Genomic DNA, 25,669 nt, shown 5'->3' with positions numbered 1-25,669 from the left:
CAAATGGGGCGCCCAAGGTGCCCCATTACCATCGAAACCTCGACATCGAAACCCGCCCATCAACGACCTCGACACCCTCGGCCTCGAGCCGGCTTACCTGCTCAAAGTATTTCTCGGACCCCACGGGAAAGGCAATCTGGCCGTTACTACGAATAACCCGATACCACGGCACGACATGGCCTTCTGGCAGCTTACCCAAGGCCTTTCCGATATACCGGGCCTGACGACCCAATCCAGCCATCTCTGCAACTTGCCCGTAACTGACCACCCGACCCTTCGGGACGGCCAGTACCACTTGCCAGATTTTCTGGTCTTTTGTTGGTTCGGACATCAGGAGCTCACCGCTTCTGCGTCAGGCTTTGATTCATGTCGAGGCGCTAACGCATCCAATCGATCACCATGTCGAATCATGAAAATGGCCAACAGAATGGCCGGCACACCCATGATGCCCGCCACCAGGAAGAACTCTGCGTAACCGAAACCAGCCACAACTATGCCTGAGAAACCACCGATGAACTTGCCAGGCAGGGTCATCAGCGAACTGAACAGCGCATACTGGGTGGCGGTAAATGAGGCACTGGTCATGCTGGAGAGCCAGGCAATGAGAGCCACGTTGGCAATGCCGCCACTGAGGTTATCGGCGCTGACCACCGCGGCCAGCGTGACGATGTTGGGCGGGTACTGGGCCAGCACGACGAACAGCAGATTGGTGGCTGCGGTCATGACTGCGCCCAGCAGAAGAATCCGGCGAACGCCGTAGCGAACCACCATAACCCCACCCACCAGCGAGCCGGCGATGGTCATGAAGAAACCGAAGATCTTGGTCACGTCCGCCACCTGGGTTTTGCTGAACCCCATAAAATCCAGATAGAACGGATTGGCCATCACGCCCATGGCGATGTCGGAGATCCGGTAGACGGCAACCATAAGCAGAATAATCAGGGCCAGCTCTTTGTACCGGCGGAAGAAGTCCAGGAAAGGGCCGGCCACGGCGGCGTAGAACCATCCAACCAGTCTCGCTACGCGGGGATTCAGATGGGTGAGCTTGGCGGCTTCATTCTCAATCTTGTGAGCAATGTCCTGGGCGGCGGCAAAGTGATTTACGCTGGGCTCGCGAACAATCAGCACCGTGAGCGCGCCAACGCCTACCAGGGCGGCCATTACCTCATAGGACACCTGCCAGGACCAGAATTCCGCCAGGTAAAGGGCACCGGCGCCGGCCACCAGAAGCGCCAGCCGGTAGCCAAAGATATAGGTTGCAGCCAGGGCGGCCTGCAACCGTTCCTCGGCAATCTCGATACGATAAGCATCAATGGCCACATCCTGGGTAGCTGAGGAGAAAGCCACCAGCAGGCCACACAGAGCCATCATTTCAGGCGCTGCCGTGGCATCCACGTGAGCCATCAGGTAAAGCCCCGTGGCGATACCCGCCTGCGCAGAGATAATCCAGCTTCGCCGCTTGCCCAGCAGCCGGTCCAGCAGCGGCAGTTTCAGACGGTCCACGACCGGCGCCCAAAAAACCTTGATGGAATAAGTGATGCCTAGCCAGCTGAAGAAACCGATGGTAGCCGTTTCCACCCCGACATCCGCCAGCCGCGCATTAAGCGTGGAAAACACCAGCAGGAACGGCAGACCCGCCGAAAACCCCAGGAATAACAGGGCGATCACCTGCCACCGGGTGTAGGTGTAGAGCGTATCCCGAATCAGGGTCAGGCGGGTGCCGGTGAAGATGGTAAAGCCTCCGGATCAGTCGCGGAAATTATTGAACTGAAGCGGGATATCCAGCTCAGCCTCGCGCAACATGGCGATGGCTCCCTGAAGATCATCACGCTTTTTGCCGGTCACCCGCACTTTATCGCCCTGGATACTGGCCTGGACCTTCATCTTCTGATCCTTGATCATCTTCACAATCTTCTTGGCCATATCGGTCTCAATCCCCTGCTTCAGCAGCAAGTGCTGTTTGACCAGCTTGCCAGACTTGCTGTCTCCGTCCTCTGCCAGGGCGCGGGCATCGATATTCCGCTTGGCAAACGCCATCCGCAGCATGTCCAGCAACTGCTCCAGCTGGAACTCCTGCTCCGCACTGATCGTAATACCCTTGTCGTCCAGCTCAATGTCGGCTTCAACGTTCTTGAAGTCCCAGCGATTGCCCAGTTCCCGCTTGGCCTGGTCGACCGCATTGGTGACTTCGTGCATATCGATTTCTGAAACAATGTCAAAAGAAGGCATGGTCGTTATTCTCCAACAGGGTAAGAAGGTATACTTCTTCAATTTGCTGGGGATGATACCAACCCCCGGCATCTCCCGCACCTGACAACGGACTGGTAAAAGTAGATAACAATGCCCAATCTGGACCTTCCCATCCTCGTAGTAGACGACGCGAAATTCAGCAGTATGGTGGTTGGCCGCACGCTGCGAAATGCCGGATATCGCGACGTACGCATCGTGAACAACGCACCGGAAGCCCTCAAACTGATCGAGCAGCGCCCGGTAAGCGTGTTGATTGCGGACTGGCTGATGCCCGAGATGGATGGCCTTGAGCTCACCGACCAGGTGCGACAACAGGACGAGCAGAACAACCACTACACCTACGTGATCCTGCTCACCGCCCGGGAGAGCGTCGAAGCCCTCTCTGAAGCCTTCGACCGGGGCGTGGATGATTTCATCTACAAGTCCGACATGACCAAGCAGCTGATCCCCCGCATCTTCGCGGCGGACCGAATGGCTGACCGCCAGAACACCCTGCTACGGGCCAACTCTCTGCTGATCGAGAACAACCGGGAACTGGAATCCACCAACATCATTGATCTGGAAACCGGCCTCTGCAACACCAAATACGGTCGCGAGCGACTGACCAAGACGCTGCGCCACGCTGAATCCCGGGGCGGTGCCTCTGCCTATGTACTGTGTGGCATTCGCAACTGGCAGGAGCTCAAACGCAAGCACCCGCCCACGGTCATGAGTGAGCTGGCCATCGGCATCGCTCGCCGGTTGAGCACCCTGATTCGTCCCATCGACGCCCTGTGCCGAGTGGGCGACAACCAGTTCGCCATCATTGCCTACTTCCCGAACAGCGACCACTGCACCACCACCGCCTTCCGGCGCGTGTTCGACGGCATCAACCACAAGGCCCTGAAAACCACAGCTGGTTATATTTCCGTGGAAGCCGGCATGGTGCTGTGCAAAGCCGACGCCCAGAACGGCACGCCCTCAATCCAGGAAATGGAACGGGCCGCGGTGCAAGGGCTGGTGGATGCGTACGATACCCGACGGTTTACCGAGACTGCGCCGGAGATTGGAGCGACCGCCTGAAGGGGCGACACACTCGGTAACACTGATACACACTTCACAAACAGACAGGAAGGCCCGGAAGACTTATTCTGCAATTGTGGATTTAAGCAGTATCCCCCATGGCGGAGGAGCCGAGTAGTACCTCCGCCGCCATATGGGGAATCGAATCCACCGGATTAACGAATTTTTCAGGCACTTTCGTTCTTTCCTTGTTTTTAGGCCAGCTTTTTAGCTGGCCTTTTTATTTTCTGCCCCAGACGTTTCCGCAACAGTTCCGTTATACTCCCGCTATAACGATTCCAAAAACAGTGCTGTAACCATGAAAACCCTCGGAACCGCCTCTGTCGCCGCCCTGCGCCAATACGTTCGTGCCGCCGAATCCGCCGGCGTGGACGTCACACCGCTTTTCAACAAAGCCGAACTGGACCAGAACATCCTCGAAACCGACGACGGCCGAATTAACGGCGAACAGTTCCAGCACTTTATTCATCTGCTTTGTGAACAGACCGGCAACCCCATTCTGGGCCTGGAAACCGGCGACTTCGTTCAGCCAGGCTCCTACAGTGTACTGGGCTACATCACCATGAGCTGCGCCACCCTGGGCGAAGCCGTGGCACGCATTGCGCCATTCGAAAAACTCGTCGGAGACATGGGCACCACCAGCCTCACCATGAAAGGCGAAGACATCAAACTGACCTGGAACTGCAACTACACCGATCCCGTCGTCCGCCCGCAACTGGTGGACAACGTATTTGCCTCCTGGGTGAACTACGCCCGCTGGCTTGCAGACAATCAGGAAGCATCACCAAGCTCGGTAAAACTCCGCCGATCCTCGCCGGGTTCCGAATTTGAAACGGCCTACCGGGAGCGCTGGCACTGCCAGGTCACCTTTTCCGCCGAGGAAGACAGCATTACCTTAAAGAAAACCCTGTTGGAGACCCGCCTGCGGCAACCAGACCCCCTGCTCCGCAAAACGCTGGAAGCCCATGCCCTGAGTCAGCTGGCGTCCCTGGATACCGACAGCGACCTGACTTCGAAGGTCCGGCACAGCATTCAACAACAGCTGATGCACGGCATAACCCGGCAAGACATGGTGGCCGAAGACCTGGGGATGACCAGCCGGACCCTTCAAAGAAAACTCGGCCAGGAAGGGGTCTCTTACCAGAAACTGCTGGACGAAGTGCGGCAAAAAATGGCCGAGGATTATCTACGAAACAGCGAGTTGGCCATTCCAGATATTGCGCTAAGGCTGGGATATAGTGAAACCACGTCGTTTCACAGGAAGTTCAAAGCAGTGACGGGGAAGACGCCCGGAGAATTCCGGGCGTCCGTAGAGCAGACTTAAAGCTTGCGGCCTTTGCCGGCAGCAATCCGCAGGCGCAGCGCGTTCAGCTTGATGAAGCCCTCCGCATCCTTCTGATCGTACGCACCCTGATCTTCTTCGAAGGTGGCAATTTTCTCATCGAACAGAGAATCCTCAGACTTACGGCCAACCACATCCACATTGCCCTTGTAGAGCTTCAGACGAACAGTACCGTTTACATAGTTCTGGGTCTGATCGATCAGCGCCTGCAGCGCCTCACGCTCCGGAGACCACCAGTAACCGTTGTAGATCACCTCGGCGTAGCGCGGCATGATGCTGTCTTTCAGGTGTGCCACTTCGCGATCCAGGGTGATTGATTCGATGGCACGGTGGGCACGCAGCATGATGGTGCCGCCCGGGGTTTCGTAGCAACCGCGGGACTTCATGCCCACGTAGCGGTTCTCGACAATATCGAGACGGCCAATGCCGTTGGCACCCGCCAGCTTGTTCAGGGTTTCCAGAACCACGTGAGGCTTCATGTCCTGACCATCAACGGCAACAATGTCGCCCTTCTTGTAGGTCAGCTCTACGTAAGTCGGCTCATCCGGCGCGGCTTCCGGAGACACACTCCAGCGCCACATATCTTCCTCGGCTTCCGCCCAGGGATCCTCAAGGTTGATGCCCTCGTAGGAGATGTGCAGCAGGTTGGCATCCATGGAGTACGGGCTCTTGCCCTTCTTCATTTCCACCGGAATGTTGCGCTCTTCGCAGTACTTTAGCAGCTTCTCACGGGAATTCAGATCCCACTCACGCCAGGGCGCAATCACTTTCACACCCGGCTTCAGCGCGTAGGCACCCAGCTCGAACCGCACCTGATCGTTGCCCTTACCGGTCGCACCGTGGGAAATGGCGTCGGCGCCGGTCTCATTGGCGATATCGATCAGACGCTTGGCAATCAGAGGACGGGCAATGGAGGTACCCAGCAGGTACTCACCCTCATAGATGGTATTCGCGCGGAACATCGGGAACACGTAATCGCGCACAAACTCCTCGCGCAGGTCCTCGATGTAGATTTCCTTAACGCCCAACGCCTCGGCTTTCGCCCGCGCCGGTTCAACTTCCTCGCCCTGGCCGATGTCGGCGGTGAAGGTCACCACCTCACAGTTGTAGGTATCCTGCAACCACCGAACGATGACGGAAGTATCTAGGCCACCGGAATAGGCCAGCACCACCTTTTTGATATCAGACATGCCCTTGCTCCAGACTGAACAGAATGGATGTGTTGAAAATAAGGGCGCTATTGTACGGGACAGCGGGGGGAATGGCTATTGGGCCGGGGTATTAGGCAGGCTGCGTGTTCGAAACAGGGGTCAGATGAAAGCCTTCATCTGACCCCGACTTTAGCAAGGCTGAGCGTGCCGGTTCAAACAGCCTGCTGCTGCCCAATAGCCTCTTCACGAATGCCGTCCCAGCCTTCTTTGACGGAACGGAGAAGAGTCAAAACCTCATCCAGCTTTTCCACGTCATTCTTCGCACTGGCTTGCAGAAGCGTCCGCTCCATGTAGTCATAAAGCGCCTCAAGACGCGCAGCCAGATCGCCACCCTGCTCAAAATCCAGGAAAGAGCGGAGTCCACCAATAATTTCGATGGCCTTATTGATCAACTGTGCCTTTCCAGAGTAATCCTTTGCCTGAATCCGGGACTTGGCCATGTTAATTCGCTCAATCGCACCGTTGTACAGAAGCTGGATCAGCCTATGGGGGTCCGCATCTGTGATGCTGGTTTGGGTGTTTACGCGCTGGTATGCCTGTAAACCGTTCATACTCGACCTCTTGGTTCGCTAATCGGCCCGTGCCAATCAGTTGTTGTTCCGGTTGTTTTGGGGTGCAAGCGCAGCAAGCTGCTGACTTACGTAATCCTGGGTGCTGTTGAGTTGCGAAATCAGTGAGTCGGCTGCCGTGAATTGGCTAACCAACCTCTCACGATAAGCAGCAATTCGCTCCTCAAGGCGAACCTGGCTCTCCTGAATTTGCTCAAGCTCTCTGTTAAGACCTTCGGTTCGGGATTCGATGGCACCGTCCGCACCAACAAAACTGGTCACCAAATCAACGGTTCTTTCGGCTACCCCTTCAACAAAGGTGATCGAGCCACGGCTTCCGGTCTGGTCTCCCAGAATCCGGACCTGGAGACCAGACGCACCGCCATTGCCATTCCCCAGAAAGAGCACTTGGCCGTCGCCTTCCGCCGTTCGACCACCGATGGTGCCAGCCACATCGACACCCGATGTACCCGTGGCAGCGGAAAGCCCATAAGCAGAACCGTCTTCCACTGATGTTAGGCTGACGTTGGAATCACTGCCGTAATCGGAAGAGGCAAATGTCAGCTCACCACCGCTCCCAACGCCAACTTGGACATTCGAGCCAGACGCATTCAGAGCATTATTGGCATTCAACTGCGCCTGGATTTCATCTGCCAGTTCTTGAGCGGTGTTGTAGGTTTGCTGAGTGAGCTGAATGCTCACCGAGGTTTCCCCATTAACCTGAAAAGTCAGCTCGTCATTGCCGGCGTCGATGGCAAACGGCACACTCGAAATCGCAGTCCCGGAGAGTGAGCCTTGTGTCGCGGCCTGGGTGATATTGATGTCGTACCTGCCTGGCTCAGTGTTCAAACCACTGCGAACAAACTCAACCTGGCTATCAGTTGTCCGGCCTTGCTCAGCAAACAATGCTGTTACATCGTCCGGATTATTCTTCAGTTGCTCTTCAAACTTGGCTCGATCAAACTCCAAGCCGCCGGTTTCAAAGTTTGTTGTGACACCCACATCGGCCAGACTGCGAACACTGGCATTCTCCAGGCCCGGCACAACCCGCGTCAGCACCTGCCGCAATTGATTCTGAATCGAACGGACGGTGCTGTCGCCCGTGAGCAAGCTGCCAACGCCCGCTTCGGCGTTAAAACCAGCAAGGCTGTCAATGGTGGACTGAAGCGCGTTAAATTTGTCGACGAAACCCTGCACTCGATCGGCAACTGCACCGAAGTCTTGCTGGACCTTGATAATCGAGGAACCAGTTTCAGCAATATCAAAGGTTAGGCCGTCAATCACATTTTCAAAGCTGTTAGTCGACCGGGTAACTTCAACACCGTTAACCTTCATAACCGCATCAGAAGCAGCAATGGTCTCTTGCAGACCGGAATCTGCATCCATGCCAGTGTTAAACGCGAAACGCGAAAGACCTTGATTGTCGGTATCTGTCCCCCCCGTATCACCGGAAACGGAGATACTCACCGCGTTGGCCGTTCCGGTCTCATCCGCAGAGAGAACCAACTGGAAGCCGTTCCCCGTATCAATGACACCCGCAGAGACGCCCGCACCGGAATCATTGATCGCGTTCGCGAGCCCCTGAAGCGTGTCATTGCTATTATCAATGGTGATGTTCGTAGTTTTATCACCAACATTCAGCGTCAGCGTGCCCTGCCCGACACTGGTCGCGTCACGGTCCGCAAACGCATCCCGGGAAGCCAAAGCCTGCGCACCGGCAAGACTTGTCACCTCGACACTGTATGTGCCGCGACTCGCCTTGGTGCTGTCCACTGATACCGCAATGCCTTCATTGGAAGAACTTGCAGAAAACGCTTTGAGATTATCTGGAGCGCTGAGCTGGCGCATCGGTAGGCGCAACTCGGTAACCACGCTACGAAGTTTTCCATAGGCAGAGAGCAAAGCCTGTGTTTGCTCTGTTTTCTGTGTCAGCCTGTTTTCCGTGGGCGCGCGCTCCGCTTGAACCAACTGATCCAAAAGATCAGAGGTCAGAACACCTGAACCTATACCCAGCGATGAAATGCTTGCCATGCTCATGCCTCCTCAAGGGGGCGAACCTCTTCATTGATCAGTTTATCGGCAAAAAGCGGCAGAACTTTGCCTTTTTCTTTAGCTGATTTGTAACACCGTGTAACAGCTGACACCCCTCCTGGTCCGAAGAAAACCTTTTTCTTGCCCCACTTTTACCAGAATACCAATACGCAGAACACCGCCGGCCCCTCACGGGTGCGGCGGTGCTGAAATACCGTCGTTTCCATCGGAGTAAAAGCGACCGCCTTTACACTTTGATATTAAACAACGTCAGCGGCTCTTCCTGCTGCAAGTTTTCTGCCAACCTCAATGCTAATTCATCCGGAATCTGGCGAATAACTTCTTTGGTCGACTGATCAACGACTTTTACGATCGTCTGGCCAAGCTCATTATCCACTTCAAACTGCAAATCCCGCTGCACATTCTGAACAAAGTCGTTCAGCTGGCTAACCGCATCATCCAGTTGCTCCCGAGTGGCTTCGTTCCGAGCTTGAAGCTTTTCAGTCTTCGAAGCGTCGGATATTGCCTGCGGGTTCTGTACTTGACGGACAGCGGCAGACGAACCAGCAAGGTCGGAGGCATTCCTGCCTTCGGCCTGAGATGACGAAATTGCCCGAGCCGGTGCTTGTTCACTGGCACGAACCAGCTTCAGATCCGGGCTGTTCAGGTTAACGTCATTCATAGCTTTACCTCGCTATCCTCAAACGGCATTAAACCGGAACCCGAGGGTTCCGGCTGTTACCGCTAGCCCCTTACTGCAGGAGGGACAGAACCTGCTGCGGACGGGCGTTGGCCTGGGCCAAGACAGAAATACCGGCCTGCTGCAGTACCTGCGACTTAGAGAGCTTTGCTGTTTCTGCCGCAAAGTCTGCGTCCAATATGCGTCCACGTGCCGCCGAAAGGTTCTCCGAGGTGGTTTGAATGTTCGCAATGGTTGACTCAAACCGGTTTTGTACAGCACCCAACTTGGCTCGCGTGTCGTTAATTGTATCCAGCGCCGCGTCCACTCGACGAATTGCTTCGCTTGCACCAGTGACGGTGGCTACAGTCAGTCCCTCGATGCTACCGCTCGTTGCAATGTTCGTTTGATTAGATGAGTCGAAACCTATTCCAGCAATAGTGCCACCCAACTCAACATTATCGTTCGATTGCAACGTAACGGTTCCTCGATATGTTTCAGTTGAATCAACTACCGCTGCTGCGCCAGCGCCACTCTGGACTGTGCTCGAGAACGCAGTATCGAGGGTAAGGACAGCATCACCGTCAAAACTCGCCTCTTCCTGGATTTCAATATTTCTTCCGTCTGAGGACTCCAATACAAGCTTATCACCGTCCTTTCTCGCGGTAACACCTGTGTCTCCAGAAACCTCGTTTATCTTGGAAATTGCGTCATCTAGTGAAATATTTGCAGAAGTGCCGGCTGTTTCACCACTTACAAAGTTCTGACTCAAGACTTGTTCGCCGTTAATGGTCAGGGTGTAACTTCCATTAGCATCAAAGTCACCACCACTAATATTCAGAAAGTCATCGACTCCGGCCGTACCGCCGTTTGTTCCGAACGTAATCTCATTCTTCGCCACGGCACTAACGCCAGTTTGGGCTGACTCTGAGTTGATAGCTGCTGCTTTCGCAGTTGCACTATCGCCCCCTCTGTAGGAATCGCCATCAAGAGCATAAGCGGTTGACGATGGAATGTTCACACTATTTATCGTTAGATCTGAAACGGCCGCATTGGAAACAGAGCCAACGAGGTCACGGGTAGTATCGGCAGCAGTACCGTCTGCTTCTCTCAAGTTTCGAGTGCCAGCGGTCGCTGCGGCACCTGCGGCGGCAGTGCCCGCCAGAGTGCCCTCGGCATCAACGCTTGCGCCAAGTTGGCTGGTACGAACACCAGCAACCGATACGCTTATCGTCTGGTTTGCATTCGCGCCCACTTGAAAGTCTTGGGCGTTGAAGCTCCCGTCAAGAAGATTCAACCCGTTGAACTGAGTGGTCGTTGCTACACGGTCAAGCTCATTCAACAACTGTCCGACTTCCTGCTGAAGCGCGGCTCTGTCAGAGGATGAGTTCGTCGCATTCGATGACTGGACAGACAACTCTCGAATCCGCTGGAGAATGTTGCTGCTTTCCTCCAGAGCCCCCTCCGCTGTTTGCGCCAGAGAGATACCATCATTGGCATTACGCGCTGCTTGATTGAGGCCATTGATCTGACTTGTAAACCTCTCAGAGATAGCCAAACCTGCTGCATCGTCTTTGGCAGAGTTGATCCTCAGTCCCGACGAAAGGCGCTCCAATGCTTGGTCATTCAGCTTTTGAGAATTGCTCAGCTGATTCTGAGCAGACAGTGACGCGACGTTAGTGTTAATACCGAGAGCCATAATGCTTCTCCTTCGACAGATGTCGTTATTTCATGGAAAAGGTCTGGCGCCCGTTTTTCGTTTGGGAGCGCCGCCCTGTTACTCCACTTAACGGCGCCACAGGCGGTTGCTTTAGAAAAAAATCCACTGTTTTTGTTAACAAATGTAAAACCGGCAATTCAGTTCCCTTCAGAGCGGCAGCGTTTTGGCGTATGGATACAGGCCAACCGTATAGCGAAGCCTTAATTCCATTTAAAAACAATAAAATAAACACCACCCTCAGAAACTGGCACACCCTTCGCTTGTCACCTTGCAAAACGGCAATTTAACGAGTTTCCGCCGGCAAAGGTTCCCACTCAGGATCGGGAACCTGGCTTCCGGCACCTCTGAGCAGGGAGAATTGATATGCCTCAGGTCATTAACACCAACATTGCTTCACTGAACGCCCAAAGAAACCTGAACACAACCCAAGGTGACGCAAATGTCGCTCTTCAGCGACTTTCATCTGGTCTGCGGATTAACTCTGCCAAAGACGATGCAGCAGGTTTAGCCATTTCAGAACGCTTTACATCCCAGGTGCGCGGGCTTAATCAGGCAATTCGTAATGCCAACGATGGTATTTCTCTGGCGCAAGTCGCGGAGGGCGCTCTTGGAGAGGCAGCCTCTGCTTTGCAGAGAATCAGGGAGCTCGCAGTGCAATCCGCCAACGCAACCAATTCTGGTTCTGACCGTAAGGCACTCCAAGCGGAGGTAGCACAGCTGATTGAGGAGGTCGATCGGATTGCGGCGGAAACAGAATTCAATGGATTGAGGGTTTTGGATGGCAGCTATGTTACCCAACAGTTCCAAGTGGGTGCCAACGCCAACCAAACTATTGGTGTCTCGATAGAAGGCACGAAGGCCAACCAGATTGGCTCGGTGGTTGACGAGGCGGGAACTGTTGCGAGAACCGGCGCAGAAACTCTCGGAACAGCAACTGGGGGAACTAACGGTACAGTGCAGTCAGGGGTAACCGATTACACTGGTGTGAGCGGTTCTGCCACCGGGGCGAACCTGGTGATTAACGGCGAAGTTGTAGCCGATTCCACTCGGTTTGCAGGTACCCTCGCAGGCCAGGAATCAGATAGCGCCTATGCCAAAGCTGCTGCAATTAATGGCAGCGGACTGGATGGTGTGAGCGCTCTCGCTAGTACCGAAAAAAGCTTTGCCGGTATAGGAACCGGCAACACCTCGCTCGTCCAGTTTTCTGATCCGGACGACGAAGGCGATACCGCAAGTTATTCGCTTCAGATTAATGGTGTGGTGGTACTAGAAACAACTCTGGATGATGACGACACAGTATCTCTGGCTGACGCCGAAGCGGCGATCAATCAGTTCAGCAGCAGAACTGGAGTAAGGGCTGAAATTGATGTCTCAGGCAATCTTGTTATGAGAGCCGAAGATGGACGGAACATTCAGATTCAGGAGGACATGTCAATTACAGACGATGGTGCCACAGCTAACACTGGCCAATCTGAAATTGTCTCGATTTTCCAAGACGGCTTTGCGCAGACGGCTGACACTGATGCAAGCGTGACAAATAGTTTTCTCTACCGAGGCGAGATCACTCTTCAGTCTCTAGATAATGTCACTCTTAACAGCGGCGCTGACATTATTGGCTTTGATCAAACGCTTCTTAACGTCGATGCCAGTCAGAATGTCGCAACCGTCGATATTTCTACGGTCGAAGGCGCAAACAAAGCTCTTCTTGCGATGGACTCTGCCCTTCAGAGCATCAATAGCGTCCGAGCGGATCTCGGTGCAGTACAAAATCGTTTCGAGACCACCATTGCAAACCTGAGCACGACTTCAGAGAACCTCTCGGCAGCCCGTTCCCGGATCCGCGACGCCGACTTCGCCGCAGAGTCCGCCGAACTGGCCCGAACCCAGGTCCTTCAACAGGCTGGCTTGTCCGTCCTGGCCCAGGCCAACGCTCGGCCTCAGCAGGTTCTGCAGTTGCTGCAGGGTTAAACGTAAAGACCAAACCCAAGAGGGCTCGGTGTAAACCGGGCCCTCTTTTTTTAAGCAACAACCTCCCTCATCTTAAAGCTATCCACTGCACAAACTGGCACAGCTTTCGCAACACCTCCCTCAAAGCACGGCAAACCGTCCAAAACTGCAGACCTTTGCCGCTTCCCATTGCGGCTGTATTCACGAGGTGTCCCATGCAAGCCAAGCATCAAGTCCAGGTATCCCAATCCCAACAGGCCCAGGTTGCCCGCCTTCTTCTTCAGGCCAACCTTGCCTATGGGGAGTCCAACAGTAACGGCCTCAGCCATATCCAGCGGCTGAAGGCCCGGCAGGAATGCCGGGGCTATCTGAACGAGGCGCTGGCCCTGGAGCCAGAGAATGCCAGTGGGCTGGGGTTGCTTGGCCGCGTGGAGATGGACGACGGGCAGCTCGAGAAGGCCCACACCCTGTTTAATGCGAGCCTCAACCATCAACCGGGCCAGGCCCAGCAGTACTGCAACCTCGGGTACTGGGCGTTGAAAACGGAGCGTCCCGCGCTTGCAGAGCAGTATTTCCTGCAGGCCCTGGACTGCGACCGGCAATCTGCCGCCGCTTTTTGTGGCGTTGCCCATTCCAAGCGGCTGCAGGGGCAGTTCGATGTGGCTTATCTGCATTATCGCAAGCTTCTTGAAACCGGCGCTGAATGGGATTCCGTTTACAGCGGCATGCTGAGCTGTGCCCAGCATCTGGAGGTGAGCAAGGCCGATTCCGCCCTCGCCCATGATGCTATCGCTCTTCTCCAGCGCGATGGGCTGCCACACCAGGAACTGGGCCGGTTTGTCGGTGCGATTATTCATCAACAGTACGATCTGGATAATCCGGATGCCCAGATTTTTCTGGATGCTGCCAGCGAAGATGAGCTGCTGATCCTGGCTTTACAGAAAACCCTGATGCCCAACCCTGCGGTAGAAGAGTTGGTAATGATGCTGCGTCGGGCGATCATTGCCGAAGTCGCGCAAACGGTTGAACTTCGGGACGAGCTGCAGCGCCTGACTCTGGCCATTGCCCAATACGCCGACAGAACTGGCTATGCCCTGGCTGCGGAAGACGACGAAGAGCGGCTGGTCTCTGCCATCAACAATAGCATCCAGGCCCAGTTTGCCCTTGGCGAGGAACAGGACGGACTCATCGGCTCGCTGATGGTCAGTGCCATGTATGGCGCCCTCTTCCACCAGCCTTTCGCTGTGCAACTAGGCCATTGGAACCTGGTGGACTGGCCTCTGGCATTGCAAACGGTTCTGGCCGCCAGCTACTACGATCGGGCTGCGGAAGAAGCCATCAAGCAGAATTTCGACGAAAAGGCCGAGGAGCTCTGCCTGGAGAAGACCGATGTTGCACAGGCCTGGCCTTCCTGGTCTCAGCTGGCCTATCGCACCGAAAGCAGCCTTAAAACACTGATGGCCACCGAACTGGGGCTGGACACCAAAAACCTCCTGGCCACTCTTCGGATCATGGTGTGCGGTGCGCAATCCGGCCAGCGGGCAATGGAACTGGCCAGCTATCTGGACGATGCAGAAGTGATCGCGGTGGATGAATCCCTGGCCAACATCGCCAAAGCCACGCGCATGGCCAACGAGATGGGCATGGACAACATCGTATTCTGGCCCTGGTCTATCGCCCAACGATTCGTGGCCGATGGCCACCAGGTGCACTGGATCGAAGTCGGTCGCCTGCCCTCTCCAGCCATGACCACCCTCTCCTTGGCGGCCCTGGTTAACGAGGCCACTGGCTCCGGCGCTGTGGTGCACATGCATACCGCCATTGCTGAGCAAACATCGGGTGACAAACAGATTCGCAAACTGGTTACCGAGCATAAGCTTCAACCCACTCGCCAGACACTACGTCAGTTGCGCCGAATGGTTCTTGCCAATCGACACGACTCAACCTGGCAAGAATTGACCTCCGACGCCGATTTCTACAGCCTCGGCGGCTGCCGGGACCGATGGTTCCGGCCACAGGACACAGCCCAGCTGAAAGAGCTGATGGCTATGGCGAGCAACGAGGTGGAATGGAAACTCGTGAAAGCACGGGATGTGGATGGCCACAGTCTGGCAACCGGGCCGGTTCAGCAACAGATTCAGGCGGAGGCACTGGGCAGTGAGGTACAGAGTCTGATGGGGCAGAATTTGAGTGTTTATTTCGTGAAGCGGCGCTGAGATTGAGCTTGGGGTCAGATGAAAGTTTCATCTGACCCCGTTTTCGACGCACTCCTGCAATATCGACTGACGATTATTAATCAGCATTGAGAGCCTCACGCTGCATATAAGGAATGCCGCTCTTCTAGAACCGAGTCTCTGAAATAAGGATTGGTCAGTGAGGACATCGCGACCAAATCCACTGGGCGAGAAAACATTGATTCCAGTTCTTCTTTTAGCCCGAAAAACGCCGCAGCCTTTTGAGTAGCTGTTAGAGCTGGATCAAAATCCACAAGAAAATCCAGATCACTGGTCTCATTGAAATGCCCTGTGGCAGCAGAGCCGAAAACACCGAACGACATTACCCTGTGCTTTTTACAAAGCAGGCGAATCTCGTCCTGTTTTCCTTTCAGCATCTCCAGTGCATTAATTGCGGCCATACTTCACTCAGTAGCTTGCGGTATATGTCTGGAGTTTAAACCTTGCCCCCCAAACAATAAAGAAAGCGGCGGCCGGAACGGCCAACATCCTTATCCTCAGATATACGGAATCAAAGACTCCCCATACAAATGCAAATCTTCCAGAATATGCCGCCTCTGCGGCGTCAATTCCGGGTCCGCCGCCAGGCGCTGTAATTCCTGAGCGTACGCCTCCAAAGACCGCCACCCCTTCTTCGGGTGCATTAGCCTCTGGCTACGGAACTCCTCCCACCGCTCCAGCTCCTCACCCATCAGGCTGCCTGGATAGTTCCGCGCCCGATAGCGAAACAGCAGCTCCTGCAGGCGATTGTCTTCGAACGTCACATCCAGCTCGCCAAGTGTCTCGACCGGCTGTTCCAGCACCCAGTTCAGCTTCTCTCGGTCGGCTTTGCTGATGAAGCCACCTGCATAGAGCTGCTCATCCGGGTCTGTCAGATCGCTTTCGTGGGGCTGGTCGAAGGCCTCGGCAATCCTGGCTGGCAGATCCGGGGCCCTCCGCAGCATGGCGAGGTTGGCCCGCAGGGTCTCTCCGTCCAGCGCCAATTCCTCAAGGCGTTCCTGCGATAGGGTGGAAAGCATGTTCGCCGGTGCCAGCACCGGGCATTTGTTCAGCTGCACGCCTTTAAGCGGAAAGCGGCTCAAGCCCTCACCCAATTCTGCCTGGGAAGTAAACACCCGCTCACGAATCTGATCAGCGCTGGCATTGATCAACTCGGTGGGGTCTTCCCTGAGGTCGTAAACAATCACCAGGTTCTTATTGGTGGGATGCTCGGCCACCGGAGCCACCATGGCACAGCATCCCCGGCTGGCCGGGTACTTGGCGGATATGTGGAAAACCGGCTTCATGGTGGCGGTATCCAGCATGGCGCGGGCAGAGTGTTTATCCTTGTTTTGCAACACAAAATCAAAGAGCTTTGGCTGCTTCTCCTTGATCAGTTTGGCCACTGCAATGGTTGCCTCAACATCCGACATGGCATCGTGGGCCGCCTCGTGTGCGATTCCGTTGGCGACCGTTAGCTCCTCCAGTTTGAAACTGGGACTTCCATCTTCCTTGCGGGGCCAGTTGATACCCTCCGGTCGCAGGGCGAACGTCAGGCGCACCATATCAATAATGTCCCAGCGGGAATTGCCATTCTGCCACTCACGGGCATAGGGATCCCGCAGGTTGCGGTAGAGGGTGTGGCGGGTCACTTCATCATCAAAGCGCAGGCTGTTGTAGCCCACCACACAGGTGCCTGGCTGACTGAAGGCCTCGGTGATCTGGGCGATAAACTCAGCCTCTGGAAAGCCATCTTCGAGTGCTTTCTGGGGCGTAATACCGGTAATCAGGCAGGCTTCCGGCGATGGCAGGTAGTCGTCCGCTGGCTTACAGTAAATCACCAGCGGGTCTTCGATGATGTTGAGATCCGCATCCGTTCGCACGCCGGCAAACTGGGAAGGCCTGTCGTGAACCGGGTCTACCCCGAAAGTTTCGTAATCGTGCCAGTAAAACGAGCGGATCAAGGGATTAGGCTCCTGCCAAATGAATTTGCACTGGCAGGAGTTTAGCATTTAAAACAATCGGGTACCCATATCGTCCCGATGGGTCTGCAGCCGGTCCACACCCTGGGTGATCAATTGGCTCATATCCACTTTCATGCTTGTTGGCAGATTAATAAACACGCCCTTTCCGGCATTGATCACGGTGGCGCCATCCGGGCTCTGCCAGTCCACCCCTTCACGCTGGAAACCAATGAAGAAGTCGCTGGTGAAATCAGTCACCCCATCGACACCCTCTTCCCCAACATACAGCGACTGCAGGTGGGTTAATGGTGCGCAGTTAGTGCCAGAGGCACAGTCTGCCGTTCCATCGTCAATGCCTATATGACTGGCCCGGTATTGGGTGGCCTGAGTGTTCCCATCAAACAGGGTCGCGTCGAATTCCTGCCCGGAGCCATCCACCAGTTTCAGGCCAATATCGCCACTGAAACTGCTGGTCAGCGAGGAAACCGACCCTCTCGCCTGCCCGAAACCCATACGAAAACCAGAGAGCTTGCCCTCTGCGGGATCTTCCGCAAGCTCGATATAAGGCTTGAACGCCTCGAAATGAACGGTGTCTCCGGCACTGTAAGTGCGGCCATTAAACTGCTCACCGTCATTACGGGCAATATGCCCTAGCGCCACATGCTGGGCAGCGAAGTCCACGCCGCCATCAATGTCGCCGGCTTGCACGTCATCCACGTTCATCCGGGTTTCCACATCCATGGTCAGCGTCATACGCGTGAACGCATGGGTATCCCCCGGGATGTTCTCGATCTGCATAAAAGCCTGCCCGGTCACCTCACCCATTGTTTCCTCTGAAATGGGCTTCAGCTCAGCCTGGGCAACGGGCGCAATACCCAGGCAGAACAAGGTGACGGCAGCGTATCCATACGCTCGCTGTCTCATATTTTGCGTCTCTGAATTAGTTATTTAGAGTCAGTTTCCGACGCCCGACTCTTCTGAAGCCCGGTTTATTTTTGGTTTTCCGGTGCCCACAGGCGGCAGGGATTTACATTATTTTTATTTGCCGCAAACACACTATAACCAAGGCAGATCAGCCAATAGAGTGAGCAGAGTCACAATCACCATTTACAATTCAGTAATACTCAACCAACTTTGAATACAGTCACAAAACCTTTGCCTTAAAATACTTACAACACCTTACCGATTGTTACGCATGCTGTAGCAAACGTGTACACAACAAAGACTACTGGTATACTTTCGCACCTTATGAACTACCCCCTACGGCCCCATCAATGACCACCCGCATTCTGATCTGCGACGACTCTGCCCTGGCCAGGAAGCAAATGGCCCGAGCCCTGCCAGAAGGATTGCGCGGGGACGTCAGTTTCGCGAAAGACGGTGTGGAAGCACTGGATAAGCTGCGGAGGCACGAGGCCGAGCTGATGTTCCTGGATCTGAACATGCCAGAGATGGACGGTTACCAGGTGCTGGAGCAGGTTCGCAAGGAAGATCTGCCGGTGATGACCATCGTGGTTTCCGGCGATATTCAGCCTGAAGCCCGGGAACGGGTCAAAAAACTCGGCGCTCTCGACTTCATCAAGAAGCCCACCGAAACGCACATCGTGCTCGACCTGTTGGTGGAATACGGGGTGTACCGCCCCGGAGAACTCGAAGACACAGCGCTGCAGGATACCAGCCTCAAGAACACAGGCAGCGCCGCTCCGGAGATCTCCGTTTCCCTGAACGACTACCTGCAGGAAATCTCCAACGTCGCCATGGGCCGGTCCTCGGATCTTCTGGCCCGCCTGTTGCGGGTTTTCGTGAAGCAACCGATTCCCAAGGTCGCGTTCCTGGCCAACTCTGAACTGCACATGGCCATTTCCTCGGTCAGCGACAGCGACACCTATTCTGCGGTGTGCCAGGGATTCACCGGGGCCGGCATCGCCGGAGAGGCACTTCTGCTGTTTGCAGATGCCAGCTTCCGGGAAATGGCAGAGATGCTTCACTACGACACCCTCGAAGGCGAGGCGGTAAACGTGGAGGTGCTGATGGATATGTCCAGCATACTCTTCGGTGCTTTCCTCAAAGGCATCGGCGATCAGCTGGACCTGAAGCTCGGCCTGGGGCATCCCACCGTGCTTGGCCAGCATCGGCAGATTACCGAATTGCTCGAACACCACAGCGCCCGTGAAGAACAGTTGCTGTGCATTGAAATCTGCTATGCCCTGGAAGACCGGGACATCGAATGCGACATGCTGATCCTGCTTACCGAGGATTCAGTGCCTTTTCTCGAAGATCGCCTGCAATATCTGGTGGACTGACTCATGGCCATAGAAGAATCTGAAGCCAATTCCTTTCACTGGCTGATGGACATGCTGGAATCCGTGGAAGTGGGCCTTGTGGTGCTTGATTTGGATTTCCGGGTGGAAGTCTGGAACGGCTTCATGGAGAACCACAGCGGCATCACAGCGAGCAAGATTCAGGGCCAGGTGCTGTTCGACGTATTCCCGGATATCCCAAAAGCCTGGTTGACCCGTAAGGTGGACGCCGTCGCCTTGCTTAATACCAAAGCGTTCACCTCATGGGAGCAGCGCCCCTACCTGTTCCAGTTCCGCAATACCCGGCCGATCACCGGCACGGAAGAGTACATGTTCCAGAACCTCACCATCAGCCCGCTCTCCGGCACCAACGGGGAAGTCGAGAAGGTTTGCCTGATGGTGTACGACGTTACCGACATCGCCAGCAGCAAAATGGCCCTGGAAAGGGCCAACGAGCAGCTGGCCAAACTGAGCATGACAGATCGCCTCACAGGCCTGCTCAACCGGGGTACCTGGGAAAACCTGGTGGATGCGGAATTCGAACGCTTCCGCCGCTATGGCCACACCACCAGCCTGGTGATGTTTGATATCGACCATTTCAAGCCAGTGAACGACACCCATGGCCACCTGGCCGGGGACGAAGTGATCAAACACACCGCCAGGGTCACCCGCAATGCCATCCGCCAGTCCGACAGCGCCGGCCGCTACGGCGGTGAAGAATTCGGCATCATACTGCCGGAAACCGATGCCGAGGGCGCACGCATCATTTGCGAGCGGATACGGGAAAGCATTGAACAGAGCGTGGTGGAAACCAGCGCGGCAGCCATCCGCTATACCATCAGCATCGGCATTGCCCAGTTAACGGACCAGCCTGAGAACTATATGCAGTGGATGCAGAAGGCAGACGAGGCTTTATACGCGGCAAAGGAAGGTGGTCGAAACCGGGTAGTGGTGGGTTGATAGCCCCTCTCCATTCGAGGAGAAGGGCCAACTGACATCAGTCCTGCTGCCAGCTCTGCACAGCTTCCTTACCATGCTTTTGACGCCATTCATTCAGCGTCTTGTGATTGCCACCGCGGGTTTTGACCACTTCACCGGTGTGCGGGTTCTTGTAAGTCTTCATCGGGCGCTTCGGGCGGCTGCCAGAAGTTGAATCGGCCTTGGTGCCAGACACGGAAGGATCAATTGCAGAAAGAATCTGAAGTACATCCTTTGGTGACTTGTCATACTCCTTCATCAAAGCGCGAACCTTGTTTTCAAACTCCAGTTCACCTTTCAGAGCCTGGTCTTTTTCAAGCTGTTCCAGCTCTGCAGCAAGCTTTTCCATAAGCTGTTTTTTCTGGTAATAGTCGTTAATCTTTGCCATGGAATTAAAACCTTATTCAAATAGGGGTTTTAAAAAACTTAAATGGAGTTGACTAAAAGTCCCGCAAATAATAAATGAATAAGGCAGGTACCGCAAAGTTTATTAATTAAAGAGTTATTAATTCCGGTAACTCTGGAATTTATTCAACTGCCAACTGGAATCACAACATTGGAGAATCGAAGTCTATCTAACTCTTCTTTAAATGCACTTTTTGCGTTTTCGTCCCCGTGAACAATACGGATTTCTTGCGGGGCTTGGGAAATACCCTGAATAAATCGAAGTAAATCCGATTGCCCCGCATGGGCGGAATACCCACTTACCTGATGAATCCGGGCCCGAATATCATATCGGTCTCCATCAAACTGAACCCAGCCCCCTTTGGGGCCATAGTTCAAGATATCACGCCCGGGAGTGCCCGCGGCCTGATATCCCACAAACAATACATCATTTCGCTTATCGCCTAACATTGCTTTGAGATAATTGACGATGCGGCCGCCGGCACACATCCCGGAGCCGGCCAAAACCACACAAGGGCGATGAGACCGTGCTAAATAATCTACCGCATTCAAATGTTCTTCATGAGAATTAATTACCGTCATCAGTTCAAATGACAAAGGATGCCTTCCTTGATTAACCAATTCAGTGGCCTCGGAATCCCAATAGGGCTTCAAATCCCGGTATATTCGCGTGAACTCTGCAGCCAATGGTGAATCCACAACGATTTCAAGATTATTCCAAAGCTCGCCGCCAAACTCATGAATCAGACTTTCAATCTCATAAAGCAATTCCTGCGTCCGCCCAATACTGAACGCCGGCACCAGGACTGTCCCACCATCTTCCAGGGCATGCTCCAGCACCGATTTCAACCGGTAACGCCGCGTCTCCCGGTCCTCATGGTCCTTATCTCCATAAGTACTCTCAATCACCAACCGGTCCGCCCGCTCCGGGGACTGCGGCGCCGGCAGCAGCGGAGCATGGGGCGCCCCAAGATCGCCACTGAACACAATCCGCTCTTCCGAATCTCCCACACGCGCATCACACTCCACATAAGCCGAGCCCAGAATATGCCCGGCTCTCTGAAGCCTGACCGACAGCGACCAATCATTCTCAGCGAACACCGAATGCCACTGGCCATAAGGCACCGGCACCAGGCGAGAACGGATCAGTCCCAGAACCCGTTCAATCAATTGCCTGTCGCGGGTAAACCCTATTTTCAGGACATCTTCCAGAATTTCCGGAAGCATAATCGCAGAGGGCTCGGAACAGATAATTGGCCCGTCGAATCCTGCAGCCAGCAAATAGGGAATGCGCCCTACGTGGTCTATATGTACATGGGTGACCACCAGGGCCAGGATGTGTTCGATGGGGAAATCGATAGAGAGATCAGAAGCAGAAGCGCCGCGGCCTTCGTCCTGGCCCTGGAACAGGCCGCAGTCAATGAGGATGCCGCGTTTTTGGGTTCCCTGACCGAGGGTCAATTCGTGACAAGAGCCGGTCACGCCGGAAGTGGCGCCGTGGTGTTGCAGATTAATCATCAACAGTCCTTGTTGTCGGAGTCCGACTTTCTTGTCGGACGGTTTATAAACTCAGATCGGCATGTTGCGAACGTTACTGCGAGGTTCAGCAGATTTTGCCGAGGCCGGTGCGGCCGCAATCAAATCGACCAATTCAGTTCCCACCGGCTGATAATCAGTCGGACACTCTTTCAAAATACTGACGACTTCCTGACAGTCGAATCTCTTACTCGCATCCGCAAGCCTGTTCAGAGCGGCTTTCAGGTCGTCCCATGGCATCGAACTCTCCCTCGCCATCATAATCCTCGGGTGATCGGTTCCATGTGGGTTATTGCCAATCAGCAGTTCTTCAAAAAGTTTTTCGCCGGGGCGGAGACCCGTGAACACAATCTGAATATCGCCGTCAGGCTGATCGTCGGTTTTCTCCAAAAGCCCCATAAGGTGGATCATTTTTCTGGCAAGATCGGCAATCCTGACGGGCTCCCCCATATCGAGAACGAAGACCTCGCCGCCCTTCCCCATACTCCCGGCCTGGAGAACCAGCTGACTGGCCTCGGGGATAGTCATGAAATAACGAATAATATCCGGATGGGTCACCGTCACAGGCCCACCGTCCCGAATCTGGTCGCGAAACAGCGGAACAACAGAACCAGACGACCCTAGCACGTTACCAAACCGAACCATCGAAAAAATCGTTGCGCCCTGTCGTTCGGATAATCCTTGCAATACAAGCTCAGCTAAACGCTTGGATGCCCCCATGATATTTGTCGGGCGAACGGCTTTATCGGTTGAAATAAGAACAAACCTTTCAACGCCTGCCGCAATAGCTGCTTCTGCAACATGCCACGTTCCGAGGACATTATTCTGCACCCCTTCAATAACATTATGCTCAACCAGGGGCACATGCTTGTAGGCCGCCGCATGGTAGACCGTTTCCACTGCAAAGGCTTTCATCACAACCTCGCACCGGCGCTTATGTATGACACTCCCCAATATCGGGAAGATCGACACGTCCAGACCGTCAATCTCATTTACCGCCGACAACTCCCGCTCGATCGAATAGAGCGAATACTCATTCTGCTCCAAAAGCACCAGCGTTCTTGGCTTATGGTGGATAATTTGTCGACACAGTTCCGAGCCAATCGATCCACCAGCCCCGGTCACCATTACAGATTTCCCTCTGAGACTGGCTGCGAGGGCTTCTGCTTCTGGCCGAACCGGGTCTCGCCCCAGCAAATCTTCAAGTTCGAGATCCCGGATATCATTTATTCGTGCCCGCCCCGCAACCAACTCTGACATCGAGGGAACTGTCTGAACGGGCACCGAAAGTGCTTCAAGTTCGCTCATCAATGCTTTGCGATCAATCGATGAGTCTGCATCCAGAGCGAGGAGAAGTCTTCGGATGCCATACTTCTTTATAGTCTTGGCAGTGTATTGCAGGCTTACTACCGGCAATCCGTTAACCGTCGTTTTGTGATTCTTGCTATTCAACGTGATGAATGCAGTCGGTCGGTATTCAGTTCCCTGTGCCAAAGCAGATGCAAGCTGCATGGCGGTTTCGCCCGCACCTACTATTGCCACTGATTCCTTTTCTTTCTCCCAAGGACGGTTTACGAGCATTCGCACGCCCAGGCGACTACCGCTGACAAATACAAACGCCAATGCACCGTAAATAACGGGTACGGAGCGAGGCACAAATGCCTGGAACAAGTATCCAAGAACGATGAAAGTCAGACAGGACGCGAACACCCCATATACAATCGTGATGAACGCTTTGTCTGATAAATAACGAATAACGGCCCGATAAAGACCCAATTTTATAAAAAAGGCGATCGTGAAAAGAACGGTCAGGGCTGCCACCAAAGCTTGCTTCTGGTCAGGAAGCCAGTATTGCTGCTCTAACCTGAGAGCGTAAGCGGCCCAGATTGAAAACGTCAGGGCAACCAAATCTGAGACAACAGATAGAATCCTCTTGTATACCCTTGGCAATGCCAAAAAAGCGTCGAGCATAAAATCTACTCCCTGATACGGTCACCCGAACCTTTTCCGGTCACAGTCTGAAAAATGTACTTAAAGTAAGTACGAACCGACATATGTTCAATCATCTTACTGTCCGTTTCCGCAAGCAGTTCCGGTGTCGACATATCAATGTCAGTGACCTGCCCTAACCCGGTAATTCCTGGCCTTACCAAAAACACGCCCCGCTTCTCACGTGCCTCGATAAGTTCGTCCTGGTTAAACAAGCATGGCCGAGGCCCAACAAGGCTCATCTCGCCCTTCAAGACATTCCACAACTGCGGCAATTCATCCAGCTTGGTTTTCCTCAAAAAACGCCCAAACCTAGTAATCTCAGCGGCATTTGCCAGGTGCGTGGCGACAGAGGCTGCAGATTTTTTCATCGTCCGAAACTTTACAAGCTTAAATGGCTTCCGGTTCCGACCCACGCGCTCCTGTACAAAAAGTGGCGAACCTGTATCGAGCAGCCCCACCACAAAAAGAACGACCATAACGGGTAACCCGAAAACCAGACCAGCGACGGAAAAAACAATATCCAATATGCGAATCAGCATCAGCCCGCCTTTTTCCCGATTACCTTCAGCCGCCCCAAGGTGTCAGCTTCCCGCTCCCAACCAAGGAGATTAACCGCCTTGCTTGCGTCTACCTCAAGATCCCCGAAAAGCTGTTGGTAGAGGGGCGAACGCCCCATGATTGCCAGAACTCCCCGAACCAGACCGATAGGAACTGGTAAGAGGCCGGGCCCTTTTCCCATTCCGCAACGGAGGCTTCGGATTATGTTTCCGGTCGAAACGGGGTTCTCATCGGCCGCTACAAAAGTCTGGTTCTCAGCCTCTGGCTTCTCTATGCATAAAATGATCAAACGGACCAAGCTATCCAGTGAAACCAGGCTTCGCCGATTATTCGAATTCCGGAAAGGCAGCGGCACATTTCGACGGCAAAGAGCGACAAGTTTGCCAAAATTGCCGGGGGCGTTCTCTCCATAAACCAATGTAGGCCGAATGATAGAAAACGCAGTTGTGGTTCCGGCCAAGCTCTCCCGTAGAGCCATTTCCCCCTGAAGTTTTGATCGCGCGTATTCTGCGTGAGGGCGTTCCTCGCTTTGTTCCGTAATTGGCGAACCTGGTGAGCTGTCTCCATGGACGCCAATCGAGCTCAGGTAAATGAACCGTTGCGTGCTTCCACCAGCCAAAGCTTCAGCAAGACGCCTTGTGGTGGCAACATTGCTTCTATCAAACGCCTCGGCTGTCTGTTCGTTGGCGCCACCTTTGCCGTGGGCTTTGCCAGCGAGATGAACAACCGCATCAAAACCACTGGCAAGAATATCCTCATCAAACCGGCTTTCAAGATCCTGAACAAGGCACTGGACGCCCTCACAGGGAAGGCCCTTATCAGAGCGCACCAGAGCCGTTACCTGAAAACCTCTTTTAACGAGAACCTTACAAAGTTCCTTGCCGATAAATCCTGACGCTCCGGTAACCAGTATTTTTTTTCCGGCAGCCATGG

The 25,669-nt window shown here is 54.3% G+C and carries 22 protein-coding genes; 6 read left to right on the top strand and 16 right to left on the bottom strand.

Going from position 1 to position 25,669, the window contains the following annotated elements; genetic code table 11:
• Positions 1 to 25 precede the first annotated feature (25 nt).
• The 3 genes from WA411_RS11705 to WA411_RS11695 all read right to left on the bottom strand — a co-directional run bounded on the left by WA411_RS11705 (position 26) and on the right by WA411_RS11695 (position 2,229).
• Positions 26 to 331 (bottom strand): MGMT family protein, encoded by a 306-nt coding sequence (locus WA411_RS11705; RefSeq protein ID WP_291905865.1) that lies wholly within the window; start codon positions 329 to 331, stop codon positions 26 to 28.
• Complete coding sequence (locus WA411_RS11700) at positions 331 to 1,668, bottom strand: AmpG family muropeptide MFS transporter (RefSeq protein ID WP_291905867.1); 1,338 nt, start codon at positions 1,666 to 1,668, stop codon at positions 331 to 333. The genes WA411_RS11705 and WA411_RS11700 overlap by 1 nt, the downstream gene beginning before the upstream one ends.
• Before the next feature lie 78 nt (positions 1,669 to 1,746).
• Positions 1,747 to 2,229 carry a YajQ family cyclic di-GMP-binding protein gene (locus tag WA411_RS11695; RefSeq protein WP_069183150.1) on the bottom strand — a complete coding sequence of 161 codons (483 nt, stop codon included), beginning with the start codon at positions 2,227 to 2,229 and terminating at the stop codon, positions 1,747 to 1,749.
• A gap of 111 nt (positions 2,230 to 2,340) precedes the next feature.
• On the opposite strand from WA411_RS11695, the gene WA411_RS11690 reads away from it, so the two are divergent.
• Positions 2,341 to 3,312, top strand: coding sequence for a response regulator (locus WA411_RS11690; protein WP_291905869.1), 972 nt, complete (start codon positions 2,341 to 2,343; stop codon positions 3,310 to 3,312).
• A 298-nt stretch (positions 3,313 to 3,610) separates the two neighbouring features.
• On the top strand, positions 3,611 to 4,636 hold the full coding sequence (locus tag WA411_RS11685; protein WP_291905871.1) for an AraC family transcriptional regulator: 1,026 nt from the start codon (positions 3,611 to 3,613) through the stop codon (positions 4,634 to 4,636).
• On the opposite strand, the gene WA411_RS11680 is transcribed toward WA411_RS11685, so the two are convergent.
• The 5 genes from WA411_RS11680 to WA411_RS11660 all read right to left on the bottom strand — a co-directional run bounded on the left by WA411_RS11680 (position 4,633) and on the right by WA411_RS11660 (position 10,822).
• Positions 4,633 to 5,844: an argininosuccinate synthase gene (locus WA411_RS11680; protein WP_291905873.1), complete on the bottom strand. Its 1,212-nt coding sequence runs from the start codon at positions 5,842 to 5,844 to the stop codon at positions 4,633 to 4,635. The genes WA411_RS11685 and WA411_RS11680 overlap by 4 nt on opposite strands.
• 173 nt (positions 5,845 to 6,017) lie before the next feature.
• Entirely contained in the window at positions 6,018 to 6,416 is a 399-nt protein-coding gene (gene fliS, locus WA411_RS11675; RefSeq protein WP_291905875.1) for a flagellar export chaperone FliS, read from the bottom strand.
• 36 nt (positions 6,417 to 6,452) lie between these two features.
• Positions 6,453 to 8,444, bottom strand: coding sequence for a flagellar filament capping protein FliD (gene fliD / locus WA411_RS11670; protein WP_291905877.1), 1,992 nt, complete (start codon positions 8,442 to 8,444; stop codon positions 6,453 to 6,455).
• Between the two features lie 247 nt (positions 8,445 to 8,691).
• Positions 8,692 to 9,126: a flagellar protein FlaG gene (locus WA411_RS11665; RefSeq protein WP_291905878.1), complete on the bottom strand. Its 435-nt coding sequence runs from the start codon at positions 9,124 to 9,126 to the stop codon at positions 8,692 to 8,694.
• Positions 9,127 to 9,196: 70 nt separating this feature from the next.
• Complete coding sequence (locus WA411_RS11660) at positions 9,197 to 10,822, bottom strand: flagellin N-terminal helical domain-containing protein (RefSeq protein ID WP_291905880.1); 1,626 nt, start codon at positions 10,820 to 10,822, stop codon at positions 9,197 to 9,199.
• Positions 10,823 to 11,206: 384 nt separating this feature from the next.
• On the opposite strand from WA411_RS11660, the gene WA411_RS11655 reads away from it, so the two are divergent.
• Both WA411_RS11655 and WA411_RS11650 read left to right on the top strand, forming a co-directional pair.
• Positions 11,207 to 12,811 carry a flagellin N-terminal helical domain-containing protein gene (locus WA411_RS11655; RefSeq protein ID WP_291905882.1) on the top strand — a complete coding sequence of 535 codons (1,605 nt, stop codon included), beginning with the start codon at positions 11,207 to 11,209 and terminating at the stop codon, positions 12,809 to 12,811.
• A gap of 194 nt (positions 12,812 to 13,005) precedes the next feature.
• A complete protein-coding gene (locus WA411_RS11650; protein ID WP_291905884.1) occupies positions 13,006 to 15,006 on the top strand; it encodes a hypothetical protein in 2,001 nt (666 codons plus the stop codon).
• Positions 15,007 to 15,101: 95 nt separating this feature from the next.
• Here the strand turns inward: WA411_RS11650 and WA411_RS11645 are convergent, their stop codons facing one another.
• The 3 genes from WA411_RS11645 to WA411_RS11635 all read right to left on the bottom strand — a co-directional run bounded on the left by WA411_RS11645 (position 15,102) and on the right by WA411_RS11635 (position 17,891).
• Positions 15,102 to 15,425 (bottom strand): nucleotidyltransferase family protein, encoded by a 324-nt coding sequence (locus WA411_RS11645; protein ID WP_291905886.1) that lies wholly within the window; start codon positions 15,423 to 15,425, stop codon positions 15,102 to 15,104.
• 96 nt (positions 15,426 to 15,521) lie between these two features.
• Positions 15,522 to 16,967, bottom strand: coding sequence for an exodeoxyribonuclease I (gene sbcB, locus WA411_RS11640; RefSeq protein ID WP_291905888.1), 1,446 nt, complete (start codon positions 16,965 to 16,967; stop codon positions 15,522 to 15,524).
• Positions 16,968 to 17,015: 48 nt separating this feature from the next.
• On the bottom strand, positions 17,016 to 17,891 hold the full coding sequence (locus tag WA411_RS11635) for a hypothetical protein (RefSeq protein WP_291905891.1): 876 nt from the start codon (positions 17,889 to 17,891) through the stop codon (positions 17,016 to 17,018).
• A 350-nt stretch (positions 17,892 to 18,241) separates the two neighbouring features.
• Between WA411_RS11635 and WA411_RS11630 the strand changes: the two genes are divergently transcribed.
• Complete coding sequence (locus WA411_RS11630; protein WP_291905893.1) at positions 18,242 to 19,270, top strand: response regulator; 1,029 nt, start codon at positions 18,242 to 18,244, stop codon at positions 19,268 to 19,270.
• A gap of 3 nt (positions 19,271 to 19,273) precedes the next feature.
• Complete coding sequence (locus tag WA411_RS11625) at positions 19,274 to 20,227, top strand: sensor domain-containing diguanylate cyclase (RefSeq protein WP_291905895.1); 954 nt, start codon at positions 19,274 to 19,276, stop codon at positions 20,225 to 20,227.
• Positions 20,228 to 20,264: 37 nt separating this feature from the next.
• Here WA411_RS11625 and WA411_RS11620 read toward each other — a convergent pair whose 3' ends face one another.
• The 5 genes from WA411_RS11620 to WA411_RS11600 all read right to left on the bottom strand — a co-directional run bounded on the left by WA411_RS11620 (position 20,265) and on the right by WA411_RS11600 (position 25,667).
• Positions 20,265 to 20,633, bottom strand: a complete 369-nt coding sequence (locus WA411_RS11620; protein WP_291905897.1) for a histone-like nucleoid-structuring protein, MvaT/MvaU family — start codon at positions 20,631 to 20,633, stop codon at positions 20,265 to 20,267.
• A 143-nt stretch (positions 20,634 to 20,776) separates the two neighbouring features.
• Entirely contained in the window at positions 20,777 to 22,168 is a 1,392-nt protein-coding gene (locus WA411_RS11615) for an MBL fold metallo-hydrolase RNA specificity domain-containing protein (protein WP_291905899.1), read from the bottom strand.
• A 51-nt stretch (positions 22,169 to 22,219) separates the two neighbouring features.
• On the bottom strand, positions 22,220 to 24,157 hold the full coding sequence (locus WA411_RS11610; RefSeq protein WP_291905902.1) for a polysaccharide biosynthesis protein: 1,938 nt from the start codon (positions 24,155 to 24,157) through the stop codon (positions 22,220 to 22,222).
• A 5-nt stretch (positions 24,158 to 24,162) separates the two neighbouring features.
• A complete protein-coding gene (locus tag WA411_RS11605; protein WP_291906650.1) occupies positions 24,163 to 24,714 on the bottom strand; it encodes a sugar transferase in 552 nt (183 codons plus the stop codon).
• 2 nt (positions 24,715 to 24,716) lie between these two features.
• On the bottom strand, positions 24,717 to 25,667 hold the full coding sequence (locus WA411_RS11600; protein WP_291905904.1) for an NAD-dependent epimerase/dehydratase family protein: 951 nt from the start codon (positions 25,665 to 25,667) through the stop codon (positions 24,717 to 24,719).
• Positions 25,668 to 25,669 lie beyond the last annotated feature (2 nt).

This window comes from Marinobacter sp. CH_CUG1437-1, from assembly GCF_037029655.1.
GTDB lineage: Bacteria > Pseudomonadota > Gammaproteobacteria > Pseudomonadales > Oleiphilaceae > Marinobacter > Marinobacter salsuginis.
Note: the sequence above shows the minus strand (reverse complement) of the source record. Positions and strands in the feature narration are given on the sequence as shown.

Bases quoted from the DNA above. Each gene is read 5' to 3' on its own strand.
- WA411_RS11705 (WP_291905865.1), bottom strand. From the start codon at position 331: ATGTCCGAACCAACAAAAGACCAGAAAATCTGGCAAGTGGTACTGGCC.
- WA411_RS11695 (WP_069183150.1), bottom strand. From the start codon at position 2,229: ATGCCTTCTTTTGACATTGTTTCAGAAATCGATATGCACGAAGTCACC.
- WA411_RS11690 (WP_291905869.1), top strand. From the start codon at position 2,341: ATGCCCAATCTGGACCTTCCCATCCTCGTAGTAGACGACGCGAAATTC.
- WA411_RS11685 (WP_291905871.1), top strand. From the start codon at position 3,611: ATGAAAACCCTCGGAACCGCCTCTGTCGCCGCCCTGCGCCAATACGTT.
- WA411_RS11680 (WP_291905873.1), bottom strand. From the start codon at position 5,844: ATGTCTGATATCAAAAAGGTGGTGCTGGCCTATTCCGGTGGCCTAGAT.
- fliS (WP_291905875.1), bottom strand. From the start codon at position 6,416: ATGAACGGTTTACAGGCATACCAGCGCGTAAACACCCAAACCAGCATC.
- fliD (WP_291905877.1), bottom strand. From the start codon at position 8,444: ATGGCAAGCATTTCATCGCTGGGTATAGGTTCAGGTGTTCTGACCTCT.
- WA411_RS11665 (WP_291905878.1), bottom strand. From the start codon at position 9,126: ATGAATGACGTTAACCTGAACAGCCCGGATCTGAAGCTGGTTCGTGCC.
- WA411_RS11660 (WP_291905880.1), bottom strand. From the start codon at position 10,822: ATGGCTCTCGGTATTAACACTAACGTCGCGTCACTGTCTGCTCAGAAT.
- WA411_RS11655 (WP_291905882.1), top strand. From the start codon at position 11,207: ATGCCTCAGGTCATTAACACCAACATTGCTTCACTGAACGCCCAAAGA.
- WA411_RS11650 (WP_291905884.1), top strand. From the start codon at position 13,006: ATGCAAGCCAAGCATCAAGTCCAGGTATCCCAATCCCAACAGGCCCAG.
- WA411_RS11645 (WP_291905886.1), bottom strand. From the start codon at position 15,425: ATGGCCGCAATTAATGCACTGGAGATGCTGAAAGGAAAACAGGACGAG.
- WA411_RS11635 (WP_291905891.1), bottom strand. From the start codon at position 17,891: ATGAGACAGCGAGCGTATGGATACGCTGCCGTCACCTTGTTCTGCCTG.
- WA411_RS11630 (WP_291905893.1), top strand. From the start codon at position 18,242: ATGACCACCCGCATTCTGATCTGCGACGACTCTGCCCTGGCCAGGAAG.
- WA411_RS11625 (WP_291905895.1), top strand. From the start codon at position 19,274: ATGGCCATAGAAGAATCTGAAGCCAATTCCTTTCACTGGCTGATGGAC.
- WA411_RS11620 (WP_291905897.1), bottom strand. From the start codon at position 20,633: ATGGCAAAGATTAACGACTATTACCAGAAAAAACAGCTTATGGAAAAG.
- WA411_RS11615 (WP_291905899.1), bottom strand. From the start codon at position 22,168: ATGATTAATCTGCAACACCACGGCGCCACTTCCGGCGTGACCGGCTCT.
- WA411_RS11610 (WP_291905902.1), bottom strand. From the start codon at position 24,157: ATGCTCGACGCTTTTTTGGCATTGCCAAGGGTATACAAGAGGATTCTA.
- WA411_RS11600 (WP_291905904.1), bottom strand. From the start codon at position 25,667: ATGGCTGCCGGAAAAAAAATACTGGTTACCGGAGCGTCAGGATTTATC.